This is a genomic window from uncultured Bacteroides sp. (assembly GCF_958445495.1).
Classification (GTDB): domain Bacteria; phylum Bacteroidota; class Bacteroidia; order Bacteroidales; family Bacteroidaceae; genus Bacteroides.
Map to the genome: position 1 here is coordinate 30,956 of NZ_CAUCSQ010000033.1, position 19,284 is coordinate 50,239.

At 47.1% G+C, this 19,284-nt stretch carries 13 protein-coding genes and 1 pseudogene; 5 read left to right on the plus strand and 9 right to left on the minus strand.

Annotated elements, in window-relative coordinates:
* Window positions 1-25 precede the first annotated feature (25 nt).
* The 5 genes and pseudogenes from Q5076_RS11880 to Q5076_RS11900 all read right to left on the minus strand — a co-directional run.
* Window positions 26-2,605, minus strand: a complete 2,580-nt coding sequence (locus tag Q5076_RS11880) for a caspase family protein (protein WP_303013551.1) — start codon at window positions 2,603-2,605, stop codon at window positions 26-28.
* A 13-nt stretch (window positions 2,606-2,618) separates the two neighbouring features.
* Window positions 2,619-4,685 carry a WD40 repeat domain-containing protein gene (locus Q5076_RS11885; protein WP_303013553.1) on the minus strand — a complete coding sequence of 689 codons (2,067 nt, stop codon included), beginning with the start codon at window positions 4,683-4,685 and terminating at the stop codon, window positions 2,619-2,621.
* 284 nt (window positions 4,686-4,969) lie between these two features.
* A complete protein-coding gene (locus Q5076_RS11890; RefSeq protein WP_303013555.1) occupies window positions 4,970-5,734 on the minus strand; it encodes a LytTR family DNA-binding domain-containing protein in 765 nt (254 codons plus the stop codon).
* 3 nt (window positions 5,735-5,737) lie between these two features.
* Entirely contained in the window at window positions 5,738-7,762 is a 2,025-nt protein-coding gene (locus tag Q5076_RS11895; protein ID WP_303013558.1) for a tetratricopeptide repeat protein, read from the minus strand.
* 234 nt (window positions 7,763-7,996) lie between these two features.
* Window positions 7,997-8,266: pseudogene (locus Q5076_RS11900) on the minus strand (ABC transporter ATP-binding protein); the annotation flags it as partial.
* Window positions 8,267-8,444: 178 nt separating this feature from the next.
* Here Q5076_RS11900 and Q5076_RS11905 point away from each other — a divergent pair.
* Entirely contained in the window at window positions 8,445-9,425 is a 981-nt protein-coding gene (locus Q5076_RS11905; protein ID WP_004307000.1) for an ROK family protein, read from the plus strand.
* A 273-nt stretch (window positions 9,426-9,698) separates the two neighbouring features.
* On the opposite strand, the gene rplS is transcribed toward Q5076_RS11905, so the two are convergent.
* On the minus strand, window positions 9,699-10,049 hold the full coding sequence (gene rplS, locus Q5076_RS11910; RefSeq protein WP_004296199.1) for a 50S ribosomal protein L19: 351 nt from the start codon (window positions 10,047-10,049) through the stop codon (window positions 9,699-9,701).
* 212 nt (window positions 10,050-10,261) lie between these two features.
* Here rplS and Q5076_RS11915 point away from each other — a divergent pair, with 212 nt between their 5' ends.
* From Q5076_RS11915 to Q5076_RS11925, 3 genes are read left to right on the plus strand one after another with little or no spacing between them, the layout of a single operon-like run.
* The gene (locus tag Q5076_RS11915; protein ID WP_303013578.1) at window positions 10,262-11,062 is read left to right on the plus strand and encodes a 5'-nucleotidase C-terminal domain-containing protein; all 801 of its coding nucleotides are present in this window, start codon (window positions 10,262-10,264) and stop codon (window positions 11,060-11,062) included.
* 6 nt (window positions 11,063-11,068) lie between these two features.
* Window positions 11,069-11,899 (plus strand): bifunctional UDP-sugar hydrolase/5'-nucleotidase, encoded by an 831-nt coding sequence (locus Q5076_RS11920; RefSeq protein ID WP_303013561.1) that lies wholly within the window; start codon window positions 11,069-11,071, stop codon window positions 11,897-11,899.
* On the plus strand, window positions 11,896-14,907 hold the full coding sequence (locus Q5076_RS11925) for a glycoside hydrolase family 3 N-terminal domain-containing protein (RefSeq protein WP_303013563.1): 3,012 nt from the start codon (window positions 11,896-11,898) through the stop codon (window positions 14,905-14,907). Before Q5076_RS11920 ends, Q5076_RS11925 begins: the two co-directional genes overlap by 4 nt.
* Window positions 14,908-15,029: 122 nt before the next feature.
* Here the strand turns inward: Q5076_RS11925 and Q5076_RS11930 are convergent, their stop codons facing one another.
* From Q5076_RS11930 to Q5076_RS11940, 3 genes are all read right to left on the minus strand, one after another.
* On the minus strand, window positions 15,030-15,656 hold the full coding sequence (locus tag Q5076_RS11930) for a porin family protein (RefSeq protein ID WP_303013565.1): 627 nt from the start codon (window positions 15,654-15,656) through the stop codon (window positions 15,030-15,032).
* A 15-nt stretch (window positions 15,657-15,671) separates the two neighbouring features.
* Complete coding sequence (locus tag Q5076_RS11935) at window positions 15,672-16,301, minus strand: DUF4136 domain-containing protein (protein WP_303013567.1); 630 nt, start codon at window positions 16,299-16,301, stop codon at window positions 15,672-15,674.
* A gap of 232 nt (window positions 16,302-16,533) precedes the next feature.
* Window positions 16,534-16,887 (minus strand): MarR family winged helix-turn-helix transcriptional regulator, encoded by a 354-nt coding sequence (locus Q5076_RS11940; RefSeq protein WP_303013570.1) that lies wholly within the window; start codon window positions 16,885-16,887, stop codon window positions 16,534-16,536.
* A 283-nt stretch (window positions 16,888-17,170) separates the two neighbouring features.
* On the opposite strand from Q5076_RS11940, the gene Q5076_RS11945 reads away from it, so the two are divergent.
* Window positions 17,171-18,511 carry a sigma-54 dependent transcriptional regulator gene (locus Q5076_RS11945; protein ID WP_303013573.1) on the plus strand — a complete coding sequence of 447 codons (1,341 nt, stop codon included), beginning with the start codon at window positions 17,171-17,173 and terminating at the stop codon, window positions 18,509-18,511.
* The last annotated feature ends 773 nt before the right edge of the window (window positions 18,512-19,284 follow it).

The window sequence follows — 19,284 nt, forward strand, 5'->3', positions numbered from 1 at the left end:
ATTCTTTCTACTTTTTCTTGTTCATTCACGGTCTTAGCCTTAATTCCCGCCAACTGTCTGTCAGGGATACGGAAGAAGATACGGTGGGAGTCTGGGCCTTCCGGTTGACTACGACCGATTGCCGTTTGACATGCTCCGTAATGTAATTGCCTAACTCTTCCAATGTCACGTCCCCTTTGCTTTCCTGCAGCTTCTTTAGCAGAAAATAAGTGAATAAGCCGTGTCCCTTTTCCTTGTAGGGAAAGGCAGTCTCGTCGCCCGAAGCAGCGCTGAAAATAACCATATTCCCCTTCGGGTCTTCTTTTTTCGCCTTCAAAGCTACCCCGCGGGCGGAAGCAAGCATGCCTCCGTCTCGTTGTGCCCCGCTGAAACACGCATCCAGAAAGACGATGACAGACCGGGCGTTCAGCGCTCCCAGTTCCGCGTAAAGCCTGCTGAGCGGATAACAGCCTTCCGTTTGCGTTCCGTCTGCATCGACCGGAAGCAGGTAAGCGTCTTTGGTCGCTTCGTTGGGGATACCGTGTCCTGCATAATAAAACACGACTTGAATATCGCCCGAATAAGCGGTTGCGATGTCTTTGATGTCCCGCACGGCACGAAGCATGGTTCCGTATGAAGCGTCCGGGTAAAAACGGATGTTGTCTTCGGGCATTCCCAGTGTTTTTTCGCAATACTGACTGAATGTCTTTCCGTCGTTGAGCGCCATCGGCACTTTGGACACCATGCTGTAGTTTTCATTGGAAATGATGACGGCAAAGGTTTTGGCATTCTCCGTTCTGACTTCGGGAATGTTCATATCCACATCGGAATTGCCGACCTTGATTTCATTTTTCCGTATCTTTGAAGGAGACGGGGAAGCCGTGCCGGCCTGAGCCAGCGCGCTGTAATCAATGGCATCGAAATGGACGTCTACGGATGTTTCCGTATAATTCAATGCAGCCTTGTCATTGTAACTGTAAGTATTTCCCATCGGGGTGACGAATGTCAGCGCCGATAATGCCAGCCGGTCATTGCTGATATAAAATTTGGGGGCTTTAAGCTGGATTCCGTTCCAGTTGCTGGCAAATATCTTGGCTTCATTATTCTCCCGCGGGACAGGCAGGATAATCTCCCCGAATCTGGACTGGATAAGGAAAACCTGATTGTCGGCGTCATAAGGCTTCAATTGCATGTCGCTCAACCGTATCTGTTGCGAATAACTGTTGATATAGTTGGCTTCGGCTTCTTTCATCAGGACTTTGACTTTCTCTTCCCGCGTTGTCTCGGTGACCCGTTCTTTGTATTCGTCTATCGTTTCATACGGGTCTTTTGCCTGCCACGCGCTAATTTTCTTTTCTATGTAATTCTTGGCGAATTGCGAGTAGCTCGGAATGTCGGCGGAGGCGGAAAGAGACGGGTTGCCGGCAGTACCTGGCTGTCCTCCGGAGGCGAAAGACGTTTTCTGTGCGGTATCCGCATGGCTTCCTGTAACGGGATTGTCGGAAAAACTCACTATTGCCGGAGCGGCGGAAGCTGAAACGGCGTTTCCTCCCAATGAGGCGAGTTTGTTGTTGAGAGCCGTCAGTTCTCCCGTATTCCCCAGACAACTATACACTGTGGCTAATGCCTGCATGTACTTTATGGAAGTAGGGTCTGCCGCCAACACCTGCTTGAAAATATTCTTGGCGGCGGTGAAGTATTCTTTCGCCTGCCTGTCCATTTCCTTGCCGCCGGAAGAGTTGCCTTCCATGATTCCCTTATTATAGCAGATTACTCCGAGATTATAATAGTTCAAACCCAGATGGCGTGCTACTTCCAGGCTTCGCGGATTGGACTCGCGTAATCTGGTATAGATATCCAGTGCCTGCCGGTAGTCATGCGCCTCTTCATACAACTTGCCTTGTATATTGAGCAGGGTCGGGTCGTTGGGCTTGATAGCCAATGCCTTGCTGACAAATTTTTGCAGTCCTTCGTTGTCTTTGTTGTCTATGCAGCAATTGATGGCGGTAGAAAGCATATTGAAATCCGAAGGATAATTGGCTATTGCTTCTTCAAGCACGTTTCTTGCCTGTGCATAATCTTTGACGTGTCCGCATGCCTTAGCCATAAAAACGAATACGCTTTGGCGTTTTTGAGTATCGTGCGTATTCAAGTATTCCCGGAAATAAGGAATGGCTTTGGCGTAATTCCCGGAATTATAGGTTCCCGATGCGGCAAAATACACCATCGTCGGATAATAGCTGTCTTTAGGGAGCTGTTCTCCTTTAAAGGCATCCATCAGAGGGATGTCCACATGTGCCTGTGCAAATAATAATGCATTCCGTTGCGCTCCTCTTTGCGAGTTGTAGACAGCGCCTTTCTGCAAGTACGGAAACATGTCCCGAAGAGCGCTTTTAGCCTGAGTGTAGGCGGTGCTGTTCGGTGCCGACGCTTTCAGAATAGCCGCATATTCCTTATAACTTTGATACAGCATGGCATACATATTGGCTTTGTCGCCGTTCTCGTTGTTCAGGCGGACAAAAGCCTTGTATGCATTGCCGGCGCTTTCTATCGACTGGGCGCCGGCAGGCAGGGAGGAAAGCCCGGCGTATGCTATTAAACCGACTAATAATAATCGTTTTCTCATCAGTCTATATCAATTAGAGGGCGTCTATAAACAAAACTTCCACACTGATTCTTCTATATTCGCTTCCCGCTTTCTCACTGACGTCGATATGGAATTCATAATCGGTACTCATCTTGGAAAGTTCGGGAATATTCTTCTCTATGTAACTTTTTACTCCGGCCGCACGGAGGAAAGCAAGCTGCTCATTGGCGGTGATTCCGCTTTTTTGGGTAACAGTGATGTTGGAAAGGTTCCCGTCTTTGTAGACCGGCTCATTGGTAAACTCACCGTAATGTCCGTCATAAGCTATTTTCCCGCGGATAGGGCTGGCGTCGGCCACACCGCTGATTTTTATTTCCAGCTTTTTCCCTTCTTTAATATACTGTGAGAACCGTTCCTTGAATGCCTGTTGCATAATGCTTGCCATTGACAGGGCGGCGGGAGATTCTTCAGTGATGTATTTTCCCGGTTTGAAATCTTCTTTAGCGGAAAACTCCTCGTCGACAGTATAGGAATAATCTATCTTGTAATTCATGATTTTATTCCCGTTGGCGTCTACTCCCGCTACTATTCCCGCATCAACGGATATATTGGTGTGGTCGGAAATAGAGTTGTTCTCTTTGGCGGTCTTGACGATGTCGTCTTTGATTTCCTGCAGCTTAATCTCATCCATATTGGATTGTTGGACCATTTCCAGCGGCACGAAATCTTCTTCGGATTTCATGTAGTCAAGGGATTTCCGTTCCAGGTTGTCGAAAGTATATGTCTTTCCGGATGCTTTATTATATACGTCCGCATAGATTAGTTCGAATTCGTCGTTTGAGTTGACACCGTACACGGCATTCCTGAATTCAAGATTACCGGGGTCCATGAAATCGGAAACTTCTTCGGTCGGGATGGGCAGGTAAATCGGCGGCATGGCATCGAAGTCGATAGCCAGCATCTGGGAAGTCGGGTTATACTGGCCGAAGCTGACTTCCGACTTGTCAACCAGGTTTTCAGCCATCCGGGTCGCTATCTCCTGTTCGAACAGCATTTGTTGTTCCGCGCGTGTCCGGTCGTTCACACGGAGGTTATACTGTTCCATTGTTTCTCCCTCTTTCATCTTCATCCATTCATTCATCCGGTCGTTCACTTCGTCGGCGATAAGTGAACTGTAACATGGAGCCAGATTGTCTACGGCTTCATAAACAATACTGTTCCGGGTGTTGTAAACGAGGTATGTCTCTTTCTTCCCGTCTTTGACGAAACGCACGTCGGTGATGCCTCCGTTGGGGTTGTCGATATAGTGGCGGTCTGCATCATCGAACAAGTTGATGATGGAAATACGGTTGTCGCCCGTCACTGCCGCGATGTATTTCCTTTCCGGATGGAAGTAACAGGACCGGGCTTTTCCCATTCCTTCATAACTCTGCCGGGCCGTGTAGGTGCGGGTATCGAAAACCGTCAGCCTGCCGTCGGCCGTGGTGACAGCCAGTTGACTGCCGTCATTGGAAAACTCGAAACTGTTGATTGCGGCTCCGAAAGGAAGAGTGGTCCTCTCCGTCTCCGACTCCAGATTCCAGATAACCAGGTTGTTGCCGTTGGAAGCCGCCAGGAAATAATTATTGCTGCTGATAGCTATCCTTTCCGCCGTTGTCGGCAATGTGATTTCTTTCTTCAGTTCGTATTCCCCGGTATCGTAAAGAAGCACCTTGTTGTCCGGACAGGCGATAGCGAATGTCTTCGCGTCGGGAGCGTAACAAATGGCCTGCGCTGAAATGCCTTTAGAAAATCTGTGTATAACTTTCTGTGAAAGCCATAAGTCGTAGACAATCACCTTCCTTTTGTCTTTTTTCCCGTAAATGACGGCATAGGAAGAACCTGACGGATTCACTTTTAAAGAATAGACAGTGCCGGGAACCTTGCGTATCCGGTTGAGCAGGTTGTGACTTTCTTTCCCACTATGGAAATAAGCGGTGAATAAATAATTGTCTATTCCTGTGGGGGTAGTCTTCTGCGGATAAACAAGCCTCTGCTCTTTCCCTTCGGGAGTTGCTACTTGTGCAGAAAGATGAGGGAAAAACAGACAACAAGATAGAAATAATGTCGATGTTTTCATATCGTTTTGTTCTGTTTCTACTAAGTTCCAAAGTAGAAAATTATAGTTATGGGCGTGGAACTTTTTCTTGTGGAACGCCTGTGCTACAGTTGTATTTTCCACAAAATTACAAATGAAAACAGAGCGTGGAAAGTCCCTTTTCGGTAAGGAATGCTTAGGTGTGGAGGAATTATGATTAGTCGGTCGGAAACGATGCCTTCCCGGTCATATTTTTTCAGGCCGGAATGGCGGGAGAAGGGGGGGGAGAGTGAAAGCTCACCCTCCTCATTGATTGAAATATACGTTTACAGCATTTCCAGCATCTCTTTGATTTTGGAGAAATGCCTGCGGGAAGCCGTTAACTCCAGATGCTCGAAAGGAGAATAGAGTACGCAGCGGAGCGTGTTATTTTCAATGGAAGAGAGGTATTCGATATTAAGTATGCAGTTGGAATTGATACGCACGAAAGACTGGCTGAGGTTCAGTATCTCCTTAGCTTTGATAGTCATTCGCAGGCGGTGTTGTTCCATGTTGGTCAGTGTTACCTGCCAGCAGCGTGTATCGTCCAGATAACGGAAGAGCAGGATTTCCGTACAACGGAGCAGCAGCAGGCTAGTCATGGTCTGCAATGCGAACTTGCAGCCGTCACTCAGCAGGCGGCGCATGGATTGTTCGAAATTCTGCACATTGGTATCTCTTTTTTGCCGTACGCGGTCGATGATTTGTTTCAGCTCTTCCGGCTGGTAAGGCTTGAGCAGATAATCGAAGGCGGAAGCGCGCAGGGCGTTAATCATGTATTTGTCAAATGCGCTGTAGAAAACCACATACATGCTGGAATGGATGTAAGGGCGTATTTCCTGTAGAAGGTCGATGCCGTTAAGTTTGGGCATTTCCACGTCGAGGAACAACAAATCCGGTTGTAGTTTTACAATGCTCTTTTTCCCTTTCAAGGCAGAGGTTGTCGCTTCTAATATATCGATGTCCGGATAAGCGCTTAAATCTTCAGATAAAGTTTGAATAGCATTAATTTCGTCGTCAACAATAATAGCAGTAATAGCTCTCGTATTCATATATTAAAATTTAAATTGATAGCTGAATGGTATGAAAATCCTGACTGCGGTCCCTTGTTCTCCGTGAACGCCGGGCGTTATGTTCCGGATGTTGAATGATGCCTTTTGCTGATTTTTGCTGTTTAGTAGTTCGATGGTGCGGAAAAGGACTTTCAGTCCGGTACCTGTCCCCCTTTTGCTCTCTTTGTGTTCTCCCGGATGATAACCGTTTCCGTTGTCCTTAATCAGAATGAGCAACCCTTCTTCCGTCGAGGAAATAGAGATGGAAATCCGGTTGTCCCTGTCGTCGGCGGAATCGAAAGCATATTTCAGCGAGTTCTCTACCGGAATCTGGATAATCATGGAAGGGATAAGCGTGTACATGGATACTTTCCCGTCTATGTCCCAGGTGACGTCCGGGGTGTTCGGGTTAGTCTCTTTGCGGAGAGCGATGTATTTCTTTACCAGTTCCACCTCTTTGCCCAGCTCCACCGCGATTTGGTCCGACACGAGCAGGTTGCCGCGCAAAACCTCAATCAACAGTTGCAGCGGATGGGTCAGTTCGGAGTATTGTCTGAAAGTAGGCATAATGGCGTTGAGCACATTGAATACGTAGTGCGGGGAAATCCGGTTCCGGATGTTTTCCATACGCAGTTCGGCCACCATTGCCATCTGCCGGTTGTATTTTCGTTCGTTTTTCCGCCGTATGTGGAGGATGAGGGTAAACGCCAACAGCACGGAGATAATCAATAACGCGACGGCGAGGATGATAATTTCCTTTTGTTGCGAGAGCTGGGTCTTGTTGTTGGCTATAATGATGTCCCGTTTCAATAAAGTGGTATCCTGTTTGTAACGGTAATCTATCTCGACAATGTTGCTGACGTTGCGGGCGTTTCGCAGGGAATCGTCATATTGGTCCACTATCTCTTTGTAACGGTAGGCCTTTTTGAAATCCTTTTTCTGGACATAATAATCCAGCAGGCGCTTGTTGTGCAGATAAATGGAGGTAGGCCTGTTCGTGTTGCATGGCAGCGAGAGGTAGTGATTGGCGGCGGCCAGGTTGTTCTCTTTCAATGCCAGACCGACATACAGGCTGTTCAGGTAGAATAGCTGGTCCTGGTTGGCGTTCGGTGTCTTGGATAAAGCCTGGTGCGCTTTGTCCAGGTAGTAATGCGCGGAATCCGTCCGGTTCAGCAAGGTGTACAATTCGCCCAGGTTAATCTCTATATTGACCCTGAAATAATCATATTCGAATGTTTCGGATATGTCGTATGCTTTTTTGAAACAGGCGAGTGCTTCCGGATATCTTTTCCGTTCGTAGAGGCTGTTTCCCTTGAAGTTGTAGAAAAGCACCTTCTCCTGTGCCAGTGCGTTGTCGAAGGAATTCTCCGCTAACTGGAAGTAATGGTCGGCTAAAGTGAAATTGTACAGGTTGGAATAAGTTTGCGCCAGACCGATGTAGACCGCGAAATTCTCCCGGTAAGTATGAAGGGAGTCGGCGATGAACAGTGCCTTCCGGTAATAAGCAGCGGCTTCCGGCAATTGGCCGGTGATGCTGTACATGTCGGCTATGTTGATGCATACGCTTGTCAGTTCCCGGTGGTCGTCGGAATGATATAAGGCGTCATAGGCATGATGTAAGGAGGTAAGTGCGGAATCCTGGCGGCCTTCGAGCTGGAGGATTGTGGCGTGATGATTCCAGTAAGCGGCCTCCAGAGCCTTGCTGCCCGGAGTCCGCTGGCAGAAATCCAGTATTTTTTGATGGATGGCCCGCGTACTGTCTTGATGGCCGTCCACATAAAAGCTGAAACCTGTGAATAGTTCGAGTTTATAGTAAGCGATGCTGTCTGTCAGATGCTTTTGCGCTTTTCTGAACACCTCCCTCATTTTGAGAGGATAAGTATATATGGAATCTATGCGTGAGACTAAAAGGCTGTCTACGATGAGCCTGTCTTCGGAAACGTTTTTTTTCTGTTTGTCAGCGCAAGATAAAAGTGAGAGTAGCAATATTCCTAATATTATGCCTCCTGTAAGTTTACTGGTTCTCATAATGTAATGTCCCTTATTTTTCCTACAAAAGTAAACTATTATTTTGTCTTTTTCTTCGGACTTTATCTGTGAAAATGCATTGTATGTGTTTATTTGGTTTAAATAACAGCCCAAGTGGTTAATATTGATGTTTGATAAACGCCTCTTTTACTAAATATATATCAAAAGGAGTGGTTATGAGTACGTTTGTTATCCGATAGTCCGAATGTTATCCGTTTGATTATTAATAAGTAATGACTGGAAAATGAATCCAATCATGCGGTTCCGGTATTCGGCGGTCTTGGTTTTGCTCAGTTTTTTGACAAGCACGTTGTTCGGGCGGTAATCTCCGGTATCGTAGTTGTCAAGGATGCCCGGAATGTTGGGCAGGGGCGATTCCCCGGACCCGGACGCTCCCATGATGGAAACGAATTCGCCGTGTCTGATAGGGAGACTTACGCCTTTGAGTACATGGAGAGGAGTCCCGTTGTTGTAGGTCTTGTTGATGTTTGTAAGTCCTATCACGAGTCTCTTTGTTTAGTTTTTGTTTCCGGTAAATTTCTACTGTTGGACGCGCATAAGATACGAAAAGTTGCAAAGAGGTTGCACTTTTTTCAAAAAACATTTTGTAGACTCAATCTTCTTTACGTAATTTGTGTGCAGTAAACTTAATGATTAACTAACCCTTTTAAATAAAAGTATCATGAATTCAAACATGGAAAAACCCTACGTAGTAGGTATTGACATAGGCGGAACGAATACCGTCTTTGGAATTGTAGACGCACGCGGAACTATTATTGCCAGCAGTTCAATCAAAACATCTGGTTACCCTACAGTAGAAGAATACGCTGATGAAGTGTGTAAAAGTCTGCTTCCATTGATTATTGCTAATGGTGGTGTTGATAAAATCAGAGGTATTGGTATCGGTGCTCCGAATGGCAACTACTACACGGGAACGATTGAATTTGCTCCGAACCTGCCTTGGAAGGGAATTCTTCCGTTGGCTGCCATGTTTGAAGAAAGACTGGGTATCCCCACTGCTTTGACAAACGACGCAAACGCTGCTGCTATCGGTGAAATGACTTACGGTGCTGCCCGTGGTATGAAAGACTTTATCATGATTACACTGGGTACTGGTGTGGGTAGCGGTATCGTTATCAACGGTCAGATGGTGTATGGTCATGACGGTTTTGCAGGTGAATTGGGACACGTTATCGCCCGTCGCGATGGTCGTCTTTGCGGTTGTGGCCGTAAGGGATGTCTGGAAACTTACTGTTCGGCTACCGGTGTAGCTCGCACAGCCCGTGAATTCCTTGCTGCCCGTACGGATGCTAGCTTGCTTCGTAACATTCCTGCAGAAAACATCACTTCAAAAGATGTGTATGATGCAGCTGTACAAGGTGATAAACTGGCACAGGAAATCTTTAACTTTACAGGTAACATCTTGGGTGAAGCACTGGCAGATGCTATTGCATTCTCCAGCCCTGAAGCAATTGTATTGTTTGGTGGTTTGGCTAAGTCCGGTGACTATATCATGAAACCAATTCAGAAATCAATTGATGATAATATCCTGAATATCTATAAAGGCAAGACTAAACTGCTCGTTTCCGAATTGAAGGATTCTGATGCTGCTGTACTGGGCGCCAGTGCATTGGCTTGGGAACTGAAAGATTTGAAAGAATAACATTTCATTATTATAATAAAGGTAATGAAGCCTCGGGAGTTTATGACTTTCGGGGCTTTGTTTTATTTAGTCCTTTCTGACGTGTACGGCTTATTCAGACAAAGGGTTATTCTCACCGGAGTGAGAAAATATTCTCATACCTTTGAGGAATTATTCTCATTGCAATGAGAATTTTTTCTCATAGGCATGAGAATGTTTGAGAAAATATACAATAAAAAAGGGAACCTCATAATGAAGTTCCCTTTTTTATTTCGAATCGAAAAGTTCGGCTTATTAGTTAGCTCTTTTTTCTTTGATTCTAGCTTTCTTACCAGTAAGAGCGCGCAGGTAGTACAATTTAGCGCGACGAACTTTACCTACCTTGTTCACTTCGATGCTATCGATAGCCGGTGATTCGATTGGGAAAATTCTTTCTACGCCTATAGTTCCTGACATTTTACGTACAGTAAAACGTTTCTTGTCTCCGTGACCGGCGATTTTGATAACAACACCACGGTACAACTGTACACGTTCTTTGTTACCCTCGATAATACGATATGCTACTGTTACAGTGTCTCCTGCTTTGAAGCTCGGGTGCTGTTTTCCGGTAGCAAATGCTTCTTCTGCAATTTTAATTAAATCCATTGTTGTTATTATTAAATTGTTTCATCGTTACAACGCAACATACCAAGTATCTCTTCTCTTGACAGCGATTGCGCGAAAGCGGTGCAAAGTAACGAATTATTTGCCAGATAGCCAAATGTTTTTGTATATTTGTAGCATAGAAGAACGGAACGGAAGATGTTTTATCCGGACAAAGAATGCGCATAAATTGATAAAAAACAAAAATGACGAACATGAAACAGACCTATGTAAAGTACCTGATAACGGCGGCATTGGCAGGAAATTTCCTGTTTACCTCCTGCCGTTCGGTGCAGGAGACCGCAGCTCACTATGAACTGACAGAAGTGAAGGGCGGCATGATTGCGATAGACTCGGTTTGGGACGCCCGTCCTGACGAGGCGGCCGCTGCGGTGTTGAAACCCTATAAGGAAAAAGTGGACGCGATGATGTACGAGGTCATCGGGACCAGTGAAATGAAGATGGACAAAGGTGCACCCGAAAGTCTCCTTTCCAACTTGGTTGCGAGTGTGCTCCAGCAGGCGGCCGTCCGGGTTTTAGGCAAGCCCGCGGATATGGGGCTGGTGAATATGGGCGGCCTGCGCAACATCCTGCCCAAGGGAGACATTACGGTAGGCGCCGTTTACGAAATCCTTCCTTTCGAGAATTCCCTTTGCATATTGACGATGAAAGGTGCGGAAATGAAACGGTTGTTCAAGGCGATAGCCTCTTTGCATGGGGAAGGAGTCAGCGGCATCCGTCTTGAAATCACGAGAGAAGGAGAGTTGCTGAATGCCGCTATCGGCGGGAAACCGGTGGAAGATGACCGGCTTTATACGGTCGCCACCATCGATTATCTGGCAGACGGAAACGGGAGTATGGACGCTTTCCTGCAGGCGGAAAAAAGGGAGTGCCCGGAAGGAGCTACCTTGCGCGGGTTGTTTTTGGATTATGTCCGGGAGCAAACTGCGGCGGGAAAGGCGGTCACGTCAAGGCTGGACGGACGTATAACTGTAAAACAAGAATCTAAAAAGTAACAGGATATGAAAAGATTTCAGATATCATTATTGGTATGCCTCGCGTTCAGTTTCGTCATTTCGGCCTATGCGCAGGACACTAAAAAACTGGTAATATTGCAGACTAGCGATGTGCATAGCCGTATTGAGCCGATAAATCAGAAAGGAGACCGGAATTATAACGAAGGCGGTTTTGTGCGTCGGGCGGCTTTCCTGAAACAGTTCCGTAAAGAACATGAACATGTATTGCTGTTCGATTGCGGCGATATTTCCCAGGGCACACCTTATTATAATATGTTCCGCGGCGAAGTGGAAGTTAAATTGATGAATGAGATGGGATACGATGCCATGACTATCGGCAATCATGAGTTCGATTTTGATTTGGACAATATGGCGTCGCTGTTCAAGATGGCGAAATTCCCGGTGGTTTGCGCAAACTATGATTTGAGCGCTACTGTGCTGAAAGACCTGGTTAAACCCTATGTAATCCTGGAGCGGTTCGGATTGAAAATCGGGGTATTCGGCCTGGGAGCCGAACCGGCGGGGTTGGTACAGGCGAATAAATGCGTGGGAGTCGTCTATGAAGAGCCGGTCAAAGTGGCGAATGAAACAGCGGCTTTGTTGAAAGAGGAAGGGTGCGACCTGGTTGTGTGCCTCTCTCATCTGGGCATTCAGATGGATGAACGACTGGTGGCGAACACACGCAATATCGACGTCATCCTGGGCGGGCATTCGCATACATTTATGAAAGGGCCGAAAAAGTATTTGAATATGGATGGAAAAGAGGTTCCTCTTATGCATACGGGTAAAAACGGTGTTCGTGTGGGGTATCTCGACTTGACTTTGAAACGCAAATGAAAATTCTCCCTTCTGTTTTAGGATTTGTATTTTTGATTCTGGCTGCGCCCTTTGGCGGGGCGGCCCAGCCTGCCGCCTCCGTCGAACCTTTGTTCGCGTACAAGGCTCGGCAGGATAAGAATTGCCGGCATTGGGTCGATTCGGTAATGGGCAAGCTGTCTTTGAAGGAAAAGGTAGGCCAGTTGTTTGTCTATACCATTGCCCCGATAAATACGAAACAAAATTTGGAACTGTTGCGTGAGGCGGTCGCCACTTATAAGGTCGGAGGGCTGCTTTTTTCCGGAGGAAAGATGCAGAGCCAGGCCGAATTGACAAACCGGGCGCAGCGGCAGGCGAAAGTTCCTGTGATGATAACCTTTGACGGAGAGTGGGGGTTAGCCATGCGTTTGCGTGGAACCCCCGTCTTTCCGAGAAATATGGTATTGGGATGTGTGCAGGACAACCGGCTGATTTTTGAATATGGGCGTGAAGTGGCGCGCCAATGCCGGGAAATCGGCGTGCAGGTCAATTTCGCTCCGGTGGCGGATGTGAATATAAACCCGGAGAATCCGGTCATCAATACCCGCTCTTTCGGAGAAGACCCGGCAGAAGTCGCCGATAAGGTCGTCGCTTACGCTTCCGGGCTGGAAGCGGGGGGAGTGTTGGCCGTATGCAAGCATTTTCCCGGTCACGGCGATACCGATGTCGATTCGCACAAAGCCCTTCCTGTCATTCCTTTCGCGCGTGAACGCCTGGACAGTGTGGAGCTATATCCTTTTAAGAAAGCGATTCGCGCCGGAGTAAGCGGCATGATGGTGGGGCATCTGCAGGTTCCGGCGATAGAGCCGGTCAGCGGCTTGCCGTCCTCCCTGTCCCGCAAAGTCGTATATGATTTATTGACGGAGGAATTGGCTTTCAAAGGATTGATTTTTACCGATGCACTGGCGATGAAAGGCGTGTCCGGCAACAGCAATGTCAGTTTGCAGGCATTGAAGGCGGGAAACGACATGGTGTTGGCGCCCCGTAATTTGAAAACGGAGATTCAAGCTGTGCTGAAAGCCGTTGAAAAAGGAGAGATGAGCCGGGAAGATATAGAAAGGAAGTGTCGTAAAGTACTGACTTATAAATATGCGTTGGGGCTTGACCGGAAGCCGTATGTGCAATTGTCCGGCCTGGAACAGCGGGTGAATAGCCCGAAGACGCGCGACCTGGTTCGCCGGTTGGATATGGCGGCGATAACCGTTTTGAGCAATCAGGACGGCGTGCTTCCCCTGTATGCGGATAAGAAACGGAAGATTGCCTTGCTCGAAGTGGGGGATATGGGAAAAACGGACGTGCTGGCAGAGCGGATATCGCATTATGCGGCGTTGTCCCGTTTCCGTCTTCGACCGGACCGGCCGGAAGGGGAAAACCGGAAATTATATGATTCATTAGCTTCCTATGACCGGATTGTCGTAGCGGTCAGCGGACAGCGGTTGGCTTCCTACCGGTCTTTTTTCGCGAAATTTGCTCCCGGCGTTCCTGTGGTTTACCTCTTCTTTACTCCCGGCAAGACCATGTTGCAGATTCAGGATGCGGTGAGCCGTGCTTCATCGGTGGTATTGGCCCACAACCCTACCGCGGACGTACAGAGCCGGGTAGCGGATGTCTTGTTTGGCAAAGCGGTGGCAGACGGGAGATTGTCGGCAAGCCTCGGAGGGTTGTTCCCTACCGGAACAGGCGTCACGCTAACCCCGGAGACCCCTTTGCATTTTGTTCCGGAAGAATACGGGTTTTCGTCCTCTCTGTTGAAACGGATTGATTCCATTGCTTTAGACGGAATCCGGCAGGGAGCTTATCCCGGCTGTCAGGTCGTGGTCCTGAAAAACGGGCGTGTCATGGTAGACAAAGCTTTCGGCACGCATGCGGGGAAAGGGAGCGCTCCTGTCAAACCCTCGGATGTCTATGACTTGGCTTCTCTGACAAAGACAACGGCTACCTTGCTTGCCGTCATGAAGCTTTATGACAAGGGACGTTTCAATTTGACGGATAAGATTTCGGATTATTTGCCTTTCTTGCGGCATACCGACAAGCAGAACATTACAATCGGGGAAATCCTTTACCACCAGTCCGGCTTGCCTTCCTGGCTTCCTTTTTATCAGGAGGTGATTGACAAGGAAAGTTATAAAGGGCGGTTGTTCAGCGGGCGCAGGGATGTGCTGCATCCGGTACGGATTGGAACGAATACATGGGCTAACCCGCGTTTCAAGTTCAGGAAAGAATATGTTTCCCCGTCCGAAGACGGAGATTATGCCGTTCAGTTATGTGACGGTTTGTGGTTGAACCGTTCTTTCCGCAAGGTGGTGGAGACAAAGATAGCGGAAGCCCCGTTGGGACGCAAACGTTATGTGTATAGCGATGTCGGGTTCATTCTGCTCGGCATGTTGGTAGAGCAGTTGGCAGGTAGGCCGATGGACGCCTTTCTGCAATGCGAGTTTTACGGACCGATGGGGTTGCGGCGTACAAGTTATCTGCCTTTGCGCCACCTCTCCCAGTCGGAAATAGTGCCTTCCAATAAAGACCTTTTCTTGCGGAAAGGAGTCTTGCAGGGATTTGTGCATGATGAGGCTTCCGCTTTCTTGGGCGGGACGGCGGGAAATGCCGGGCTTTTTTCTACTGCCCGTGAGGTTGCCAGAGTGTATCAGATGTTGCTCAACGGCGGCGAGATAGACGGCAGGCGTTATTTGAGTAAAGAGACTTGCCAGTTGTTCACTACTTCGGTATCGAAAATCAGCCGGCGCGGTTTGGGGTTCGACAGGCCGGATACGGAAAATCCGCAGAAGGGAAGTTGTGCGGCAGGTGTTCCGGGAGAAGTCTACGGGCATACCGGATTTACCGGTACATGTGCATGGGCAGACCCGGTCAATGAGCTGGTTTATGTTTTTTTGAGCAACCGCATTTATCCGGATGTCACTAACCGGAACTTGAACAGGCTGCATATCCGTGAACGGATACAGGAAACGATTTACGACGCGATGGAGAAGAAATAATCCTTCCGTTTTGAAAATCCGGTGAAGCCGTGCCAACCGCTGATTATCATCCTGTCATGACGACAGCAGATTCCAGCTTTGGCACGGCTTCATTTTTACATCGCGGGGTATGGAAACCCTGCTTAGAATGACAGACCTAGACGGAAACCGAAATTGTTCAGCCCGTCCACGCTATAATGCAGTACATCAGCTTTATTGGTACCGTAGCTGTAGTACAAAGCGAAATGCAGGCCCGGACCGTAAACCCACGGGAATATATTGATACCGATTTCCGGAGATACATAGAATCCCCAGCTATTGTCTCTTGCTTCAAGCATGTTGAAATTGGAACGAATCTTGGCGTATTCGGCGCCCAGCTTGGCACTGGCGTAAGGCTGTATGGCCCCGCCCCGGTTCCATTGATAACGTGCGGCAGCTCCGAAAGGCAACTGGAAGATGGTATGCTGCTGGTCGGTGGTGACATCTCCTCCAGCCAGTTTGAATGTCTCGCGACCCACGTATTCGTGGTTGCTGTGATAGTTCAGGAAGAGTCCCAGGCCGATATTCGGGGTAACGAAATAACCGCCTTCGAAATTCATTCCCCATCCGCTGGCTTTGTCGGCGAAATGGTTACTTAACGGGACGTTGAACTGCCAGTCTATGTTGGCATACCCGTTGTCTGACAGTTGTGCCTTGGCCGGCATGGCAAAGGCGATGGCAATGGCTGCCAGCGCCACTACCTTGAAGTATATGTTTTTGATTGTTTTCATAACAGTTGGATTTGTTTATTTGTTAGTAAGATAGGGTGACTGTGTGAACGACTGGTTGACAGCCTCTATGGCAAGCGTACGGTTGATTAGTTTGGAACCGGTCTCAAATCCGGTCAGGTAGCTGGTCCATACGACGGGAAGTTTCTTGCCGGAACCTTCTTCAGCCTGCAAATTCACCATTTCTGTCAAGAATGAGTTGGTGCTGTAACTGTAAGTTATGGCGTAAGGATAATACCATCCGCCCCAGTTGCCCCAGTAAGAAGGTCCCCAATATCCGGGATATCCCCACCACCATTCGGGCTGCGTGTAGCTTGTAAAGTAATAGGTACTGGCAATGTAGCTTACTTGAATGCCGAGGTCGGCGCTTTCTTTGTCAACGGCAGCCTCATAACCTCTGGCTTCCATATTGTCCGTATATGCCGCCAGGATTTGTTCTGCTCCTTCTCCTTCGAGATATTCCGGCTCTTTGCTGTCGTTAATCACCAGGATTTGGGGAGCGAGGTAGAATGTGGGAACTTTGAAGTCCGCTTTCGCGTCGTAGTTGGTGTACACCAGATAATTGTTATCCAGTTTACCCATGTCCGGGTCTTTTTCGCAAGAAGCGAGTGCAAAGACCGCCAATAAAATAGGAATTAATTTCTTCATATCTTTTATAATGTTTAGGTTATATAAAATCATTGCCCTGGTACCTTGGGGCTTTTGTAACAAACAACAAGAAAAATGTGAAAAGGTTCACCTGAAAAAATCTTTTACCGGAAGAATTAACATCTTCCCCTGGAGGAGTGAATAAAAGATGGTAAGTGTCCGATTACGCCGGTGCAGGCGGTTTATCCGTTATTCCGTTTTTTCCTTGCGGATATTCGGTCCGGGAAGTTTTCTAAACGAACAGGGGTTTTATCAATTCCGGTATTTCTACTTTGCCGATTTCCATCTCGTGTATCCGTTGCCTGCCTTCCGATGAGAGGTGGAAATACATCTGTCTGCGGTCTTCACTGCCGAGTGTTCTGATAATCAATCCTTTTTCTTCCAGTATCCGGAGCATTTTCGAGGTGTGCGAAGGGCTCAGGTCTGTCTGCTTGGACAGGCTTGTGGCTGTCATACTCTTTACGGAATCTTTAAGCGTACATAATATTATCGCCTCATTCAGCGACATTTGGTAGACTTTTTCAAATGCGGTTTCAAAGTTTGACATAGCTCTGAATACATCGCGCATAGCACATATTGTTTTCATATATCTGAGTGTTTTTATTAGTCATTTTTGTTAAATAAATGGATTTACATTCGTGTATTCTGCTCTTTTCACCTGTATGGTTGTTTTGCTTACCGTTATTTGCCGGGCCACTGCTAAGCGTGACGAACGTTTTCCTTTATCTCCTCATAAGAAGTAACAATATTGCACGGTTTTGGTTCTCCTTTTTTCCGCGATTACTTCAATTCTTTCTGGATGATTCATTGAAAAACCTTATATTTGTGCACCCTGTTTTTTATTCTTCTATTTTTAATATAGGTAAGTTATGAGTAAGATTCTTATTATTGATGACGAAGTGCAGATTCGCAACCTTCTGGCACGTATGTTGGAACTGGAAGGTTACGAGGTGTGTCAGGCCGGCGATTGCAAAACGGCTCTGAAACAGTTGGAACTCCAGTCACCGGATGTAGCGTTGTGTGATGTTTTTCTTCCTGACGGAAACGGGGTGGATTTGGTGTTGAATATCAAAAAGGCGGCTCCTAATGTGGAAGTGATTCTTCTCACTGCCCACGGCAACATACCTGACGGGGTGCAGGCAATCAAGAACGGAGCTTTCGACTATATAACGAAAGGGGATGATAATAATAAGATTATCCCTTTAATCAGCCGTGCCGTAGAGAAGGCTAAAATGAATGTAAGGCTTGAGAGACTGGAAAAGAAGGTCGGGCAGATGTATTCGTTCGATTCCATTCTGGGAGAGTCGAAAGTTTTGAAAGAGGCTGTCTCATTGGCTCAAAAGGTGTCTGTAACGGACGTTCCGGTGTTGTTGACCGGCGAAACCGGAACGGGGAAGGAGGTTTTTGCACAGGCCATTCACTATAACAGCAAGCGGAATAAACAAAATTTCGTAGCGGTCAATTGTTCTTCTTTCAGCAAAGATTTGTTGGAGAGTGAGATGTTCGGGCATAAGGCCGGTTCGTTTACCGGCGCGTTGAAAGATAAGAAGGGGCTTTTTGAAGAAGCCAATAACGGTACTATTTTTCTGGATGAAATAGGAGAAATGGCTTTTGAGCTGCAAGCCAAGCTGTTGCGTATTCTTGAAACGGGTGAATATATAAAGATTGGAGATACGAAGCCGACCAGGGTGAATGTGCGTATTATTGCAGCTACCAACCGTAACCTGCAGGAAGAAATCAAAGCCGGGCATTTTCGTGAAGATTTGTTCTATCGCCTTTCAGTGTTTCAGGTACATCTTCCTCCGCTCCGTGAGCGCACGGGAGATATTAAAATTCTGGCTACCGCTTTTGCCAAAAACTTCTCGGAAAAGCTGTCTTATGTGGTTAATGAAATGACTCCCGCCTTTCTGGAGGCATTGGAACAACAGCCTTGGAAAGGAAATATTCGGGAATTGAGAAACGTAATCGAACGTAGCCTGATTGTTTGCGAGGGCGGACGGCTGGATGTTTGTGATCTCCCTCTGGAAATTCAAAATAATCATTATGAATGTTCGGACGATACTATCGGGAATTTTGAATTGGCTGCTATGGAAAGGAGACATATCGCCCGTGTATTGGAATATACGAAGGGAAACAAAACAGAAACTGCACGCCTGTTGAAGATAGGGCTTACTACGTTGTACCGGAAAATAGAAGAGTACAAAATCTGAGCGGTGCGATATGTTTGAGGTTACAGTGTGTTTATGATGCGATGACTGCCGGATTATTTTTGGGGGTTGCATGTTTCTTTTGATTGCCCGGCGGAGTATGTCGTTTTTTGGGCCTCCTTTCATGCAGTATCAAGAAATCAGGGTATATTTTTGTAATCCTGTGAGCCATAATTGTGAGGAAAACCGGCCTGCAGATGTCCGCGGTATGTTTGGCAGACCGGTTTTCCTGTAGTGGCATCATTTTTTCCGTTAATCCTTCAACTTCCGCCTTTCACATGCGTGCGTGTTTTTTCCCCTGCATCCTTCTTCTTTCTGTAATATGTTGATATATAGCCATTTCTTTTATTTCCTTAGTGAACATCCTGTTCCGTCCTTTTGAAACAGTAGTTTCGTCGGCTTGAAACTCTGGTTTCCATTGCTTGAAACTGTAGTTTCTACCGCTTGAAACTTTAGTTTCGTTTAAAAGGAAACTAAAGTTTCTTGCTTATGAAACTATAGTTTCTAACTGTTGAAACTCCAGTTTCTCGGCGTTGAAACTTCCGTTCCCCTTATTTGATGATGGATAAAGCCCTGTAATGTGTACTGTACAGGATTTAGTTGGCAACTTCGCTTGTCATACCTAAGCTGGTTTACCCGATATTTTTTTTAACCTGAACAAGTTCACCTGTCCCTTGGTAATTCCTGTATGGGTTGTCATTTTAGAGCACTGGCGGTTCTTCCTTCCGTCCGCTTCTTCCCGTGCATACCCGTTTTTCCCCGTACTTTTCCGCCTG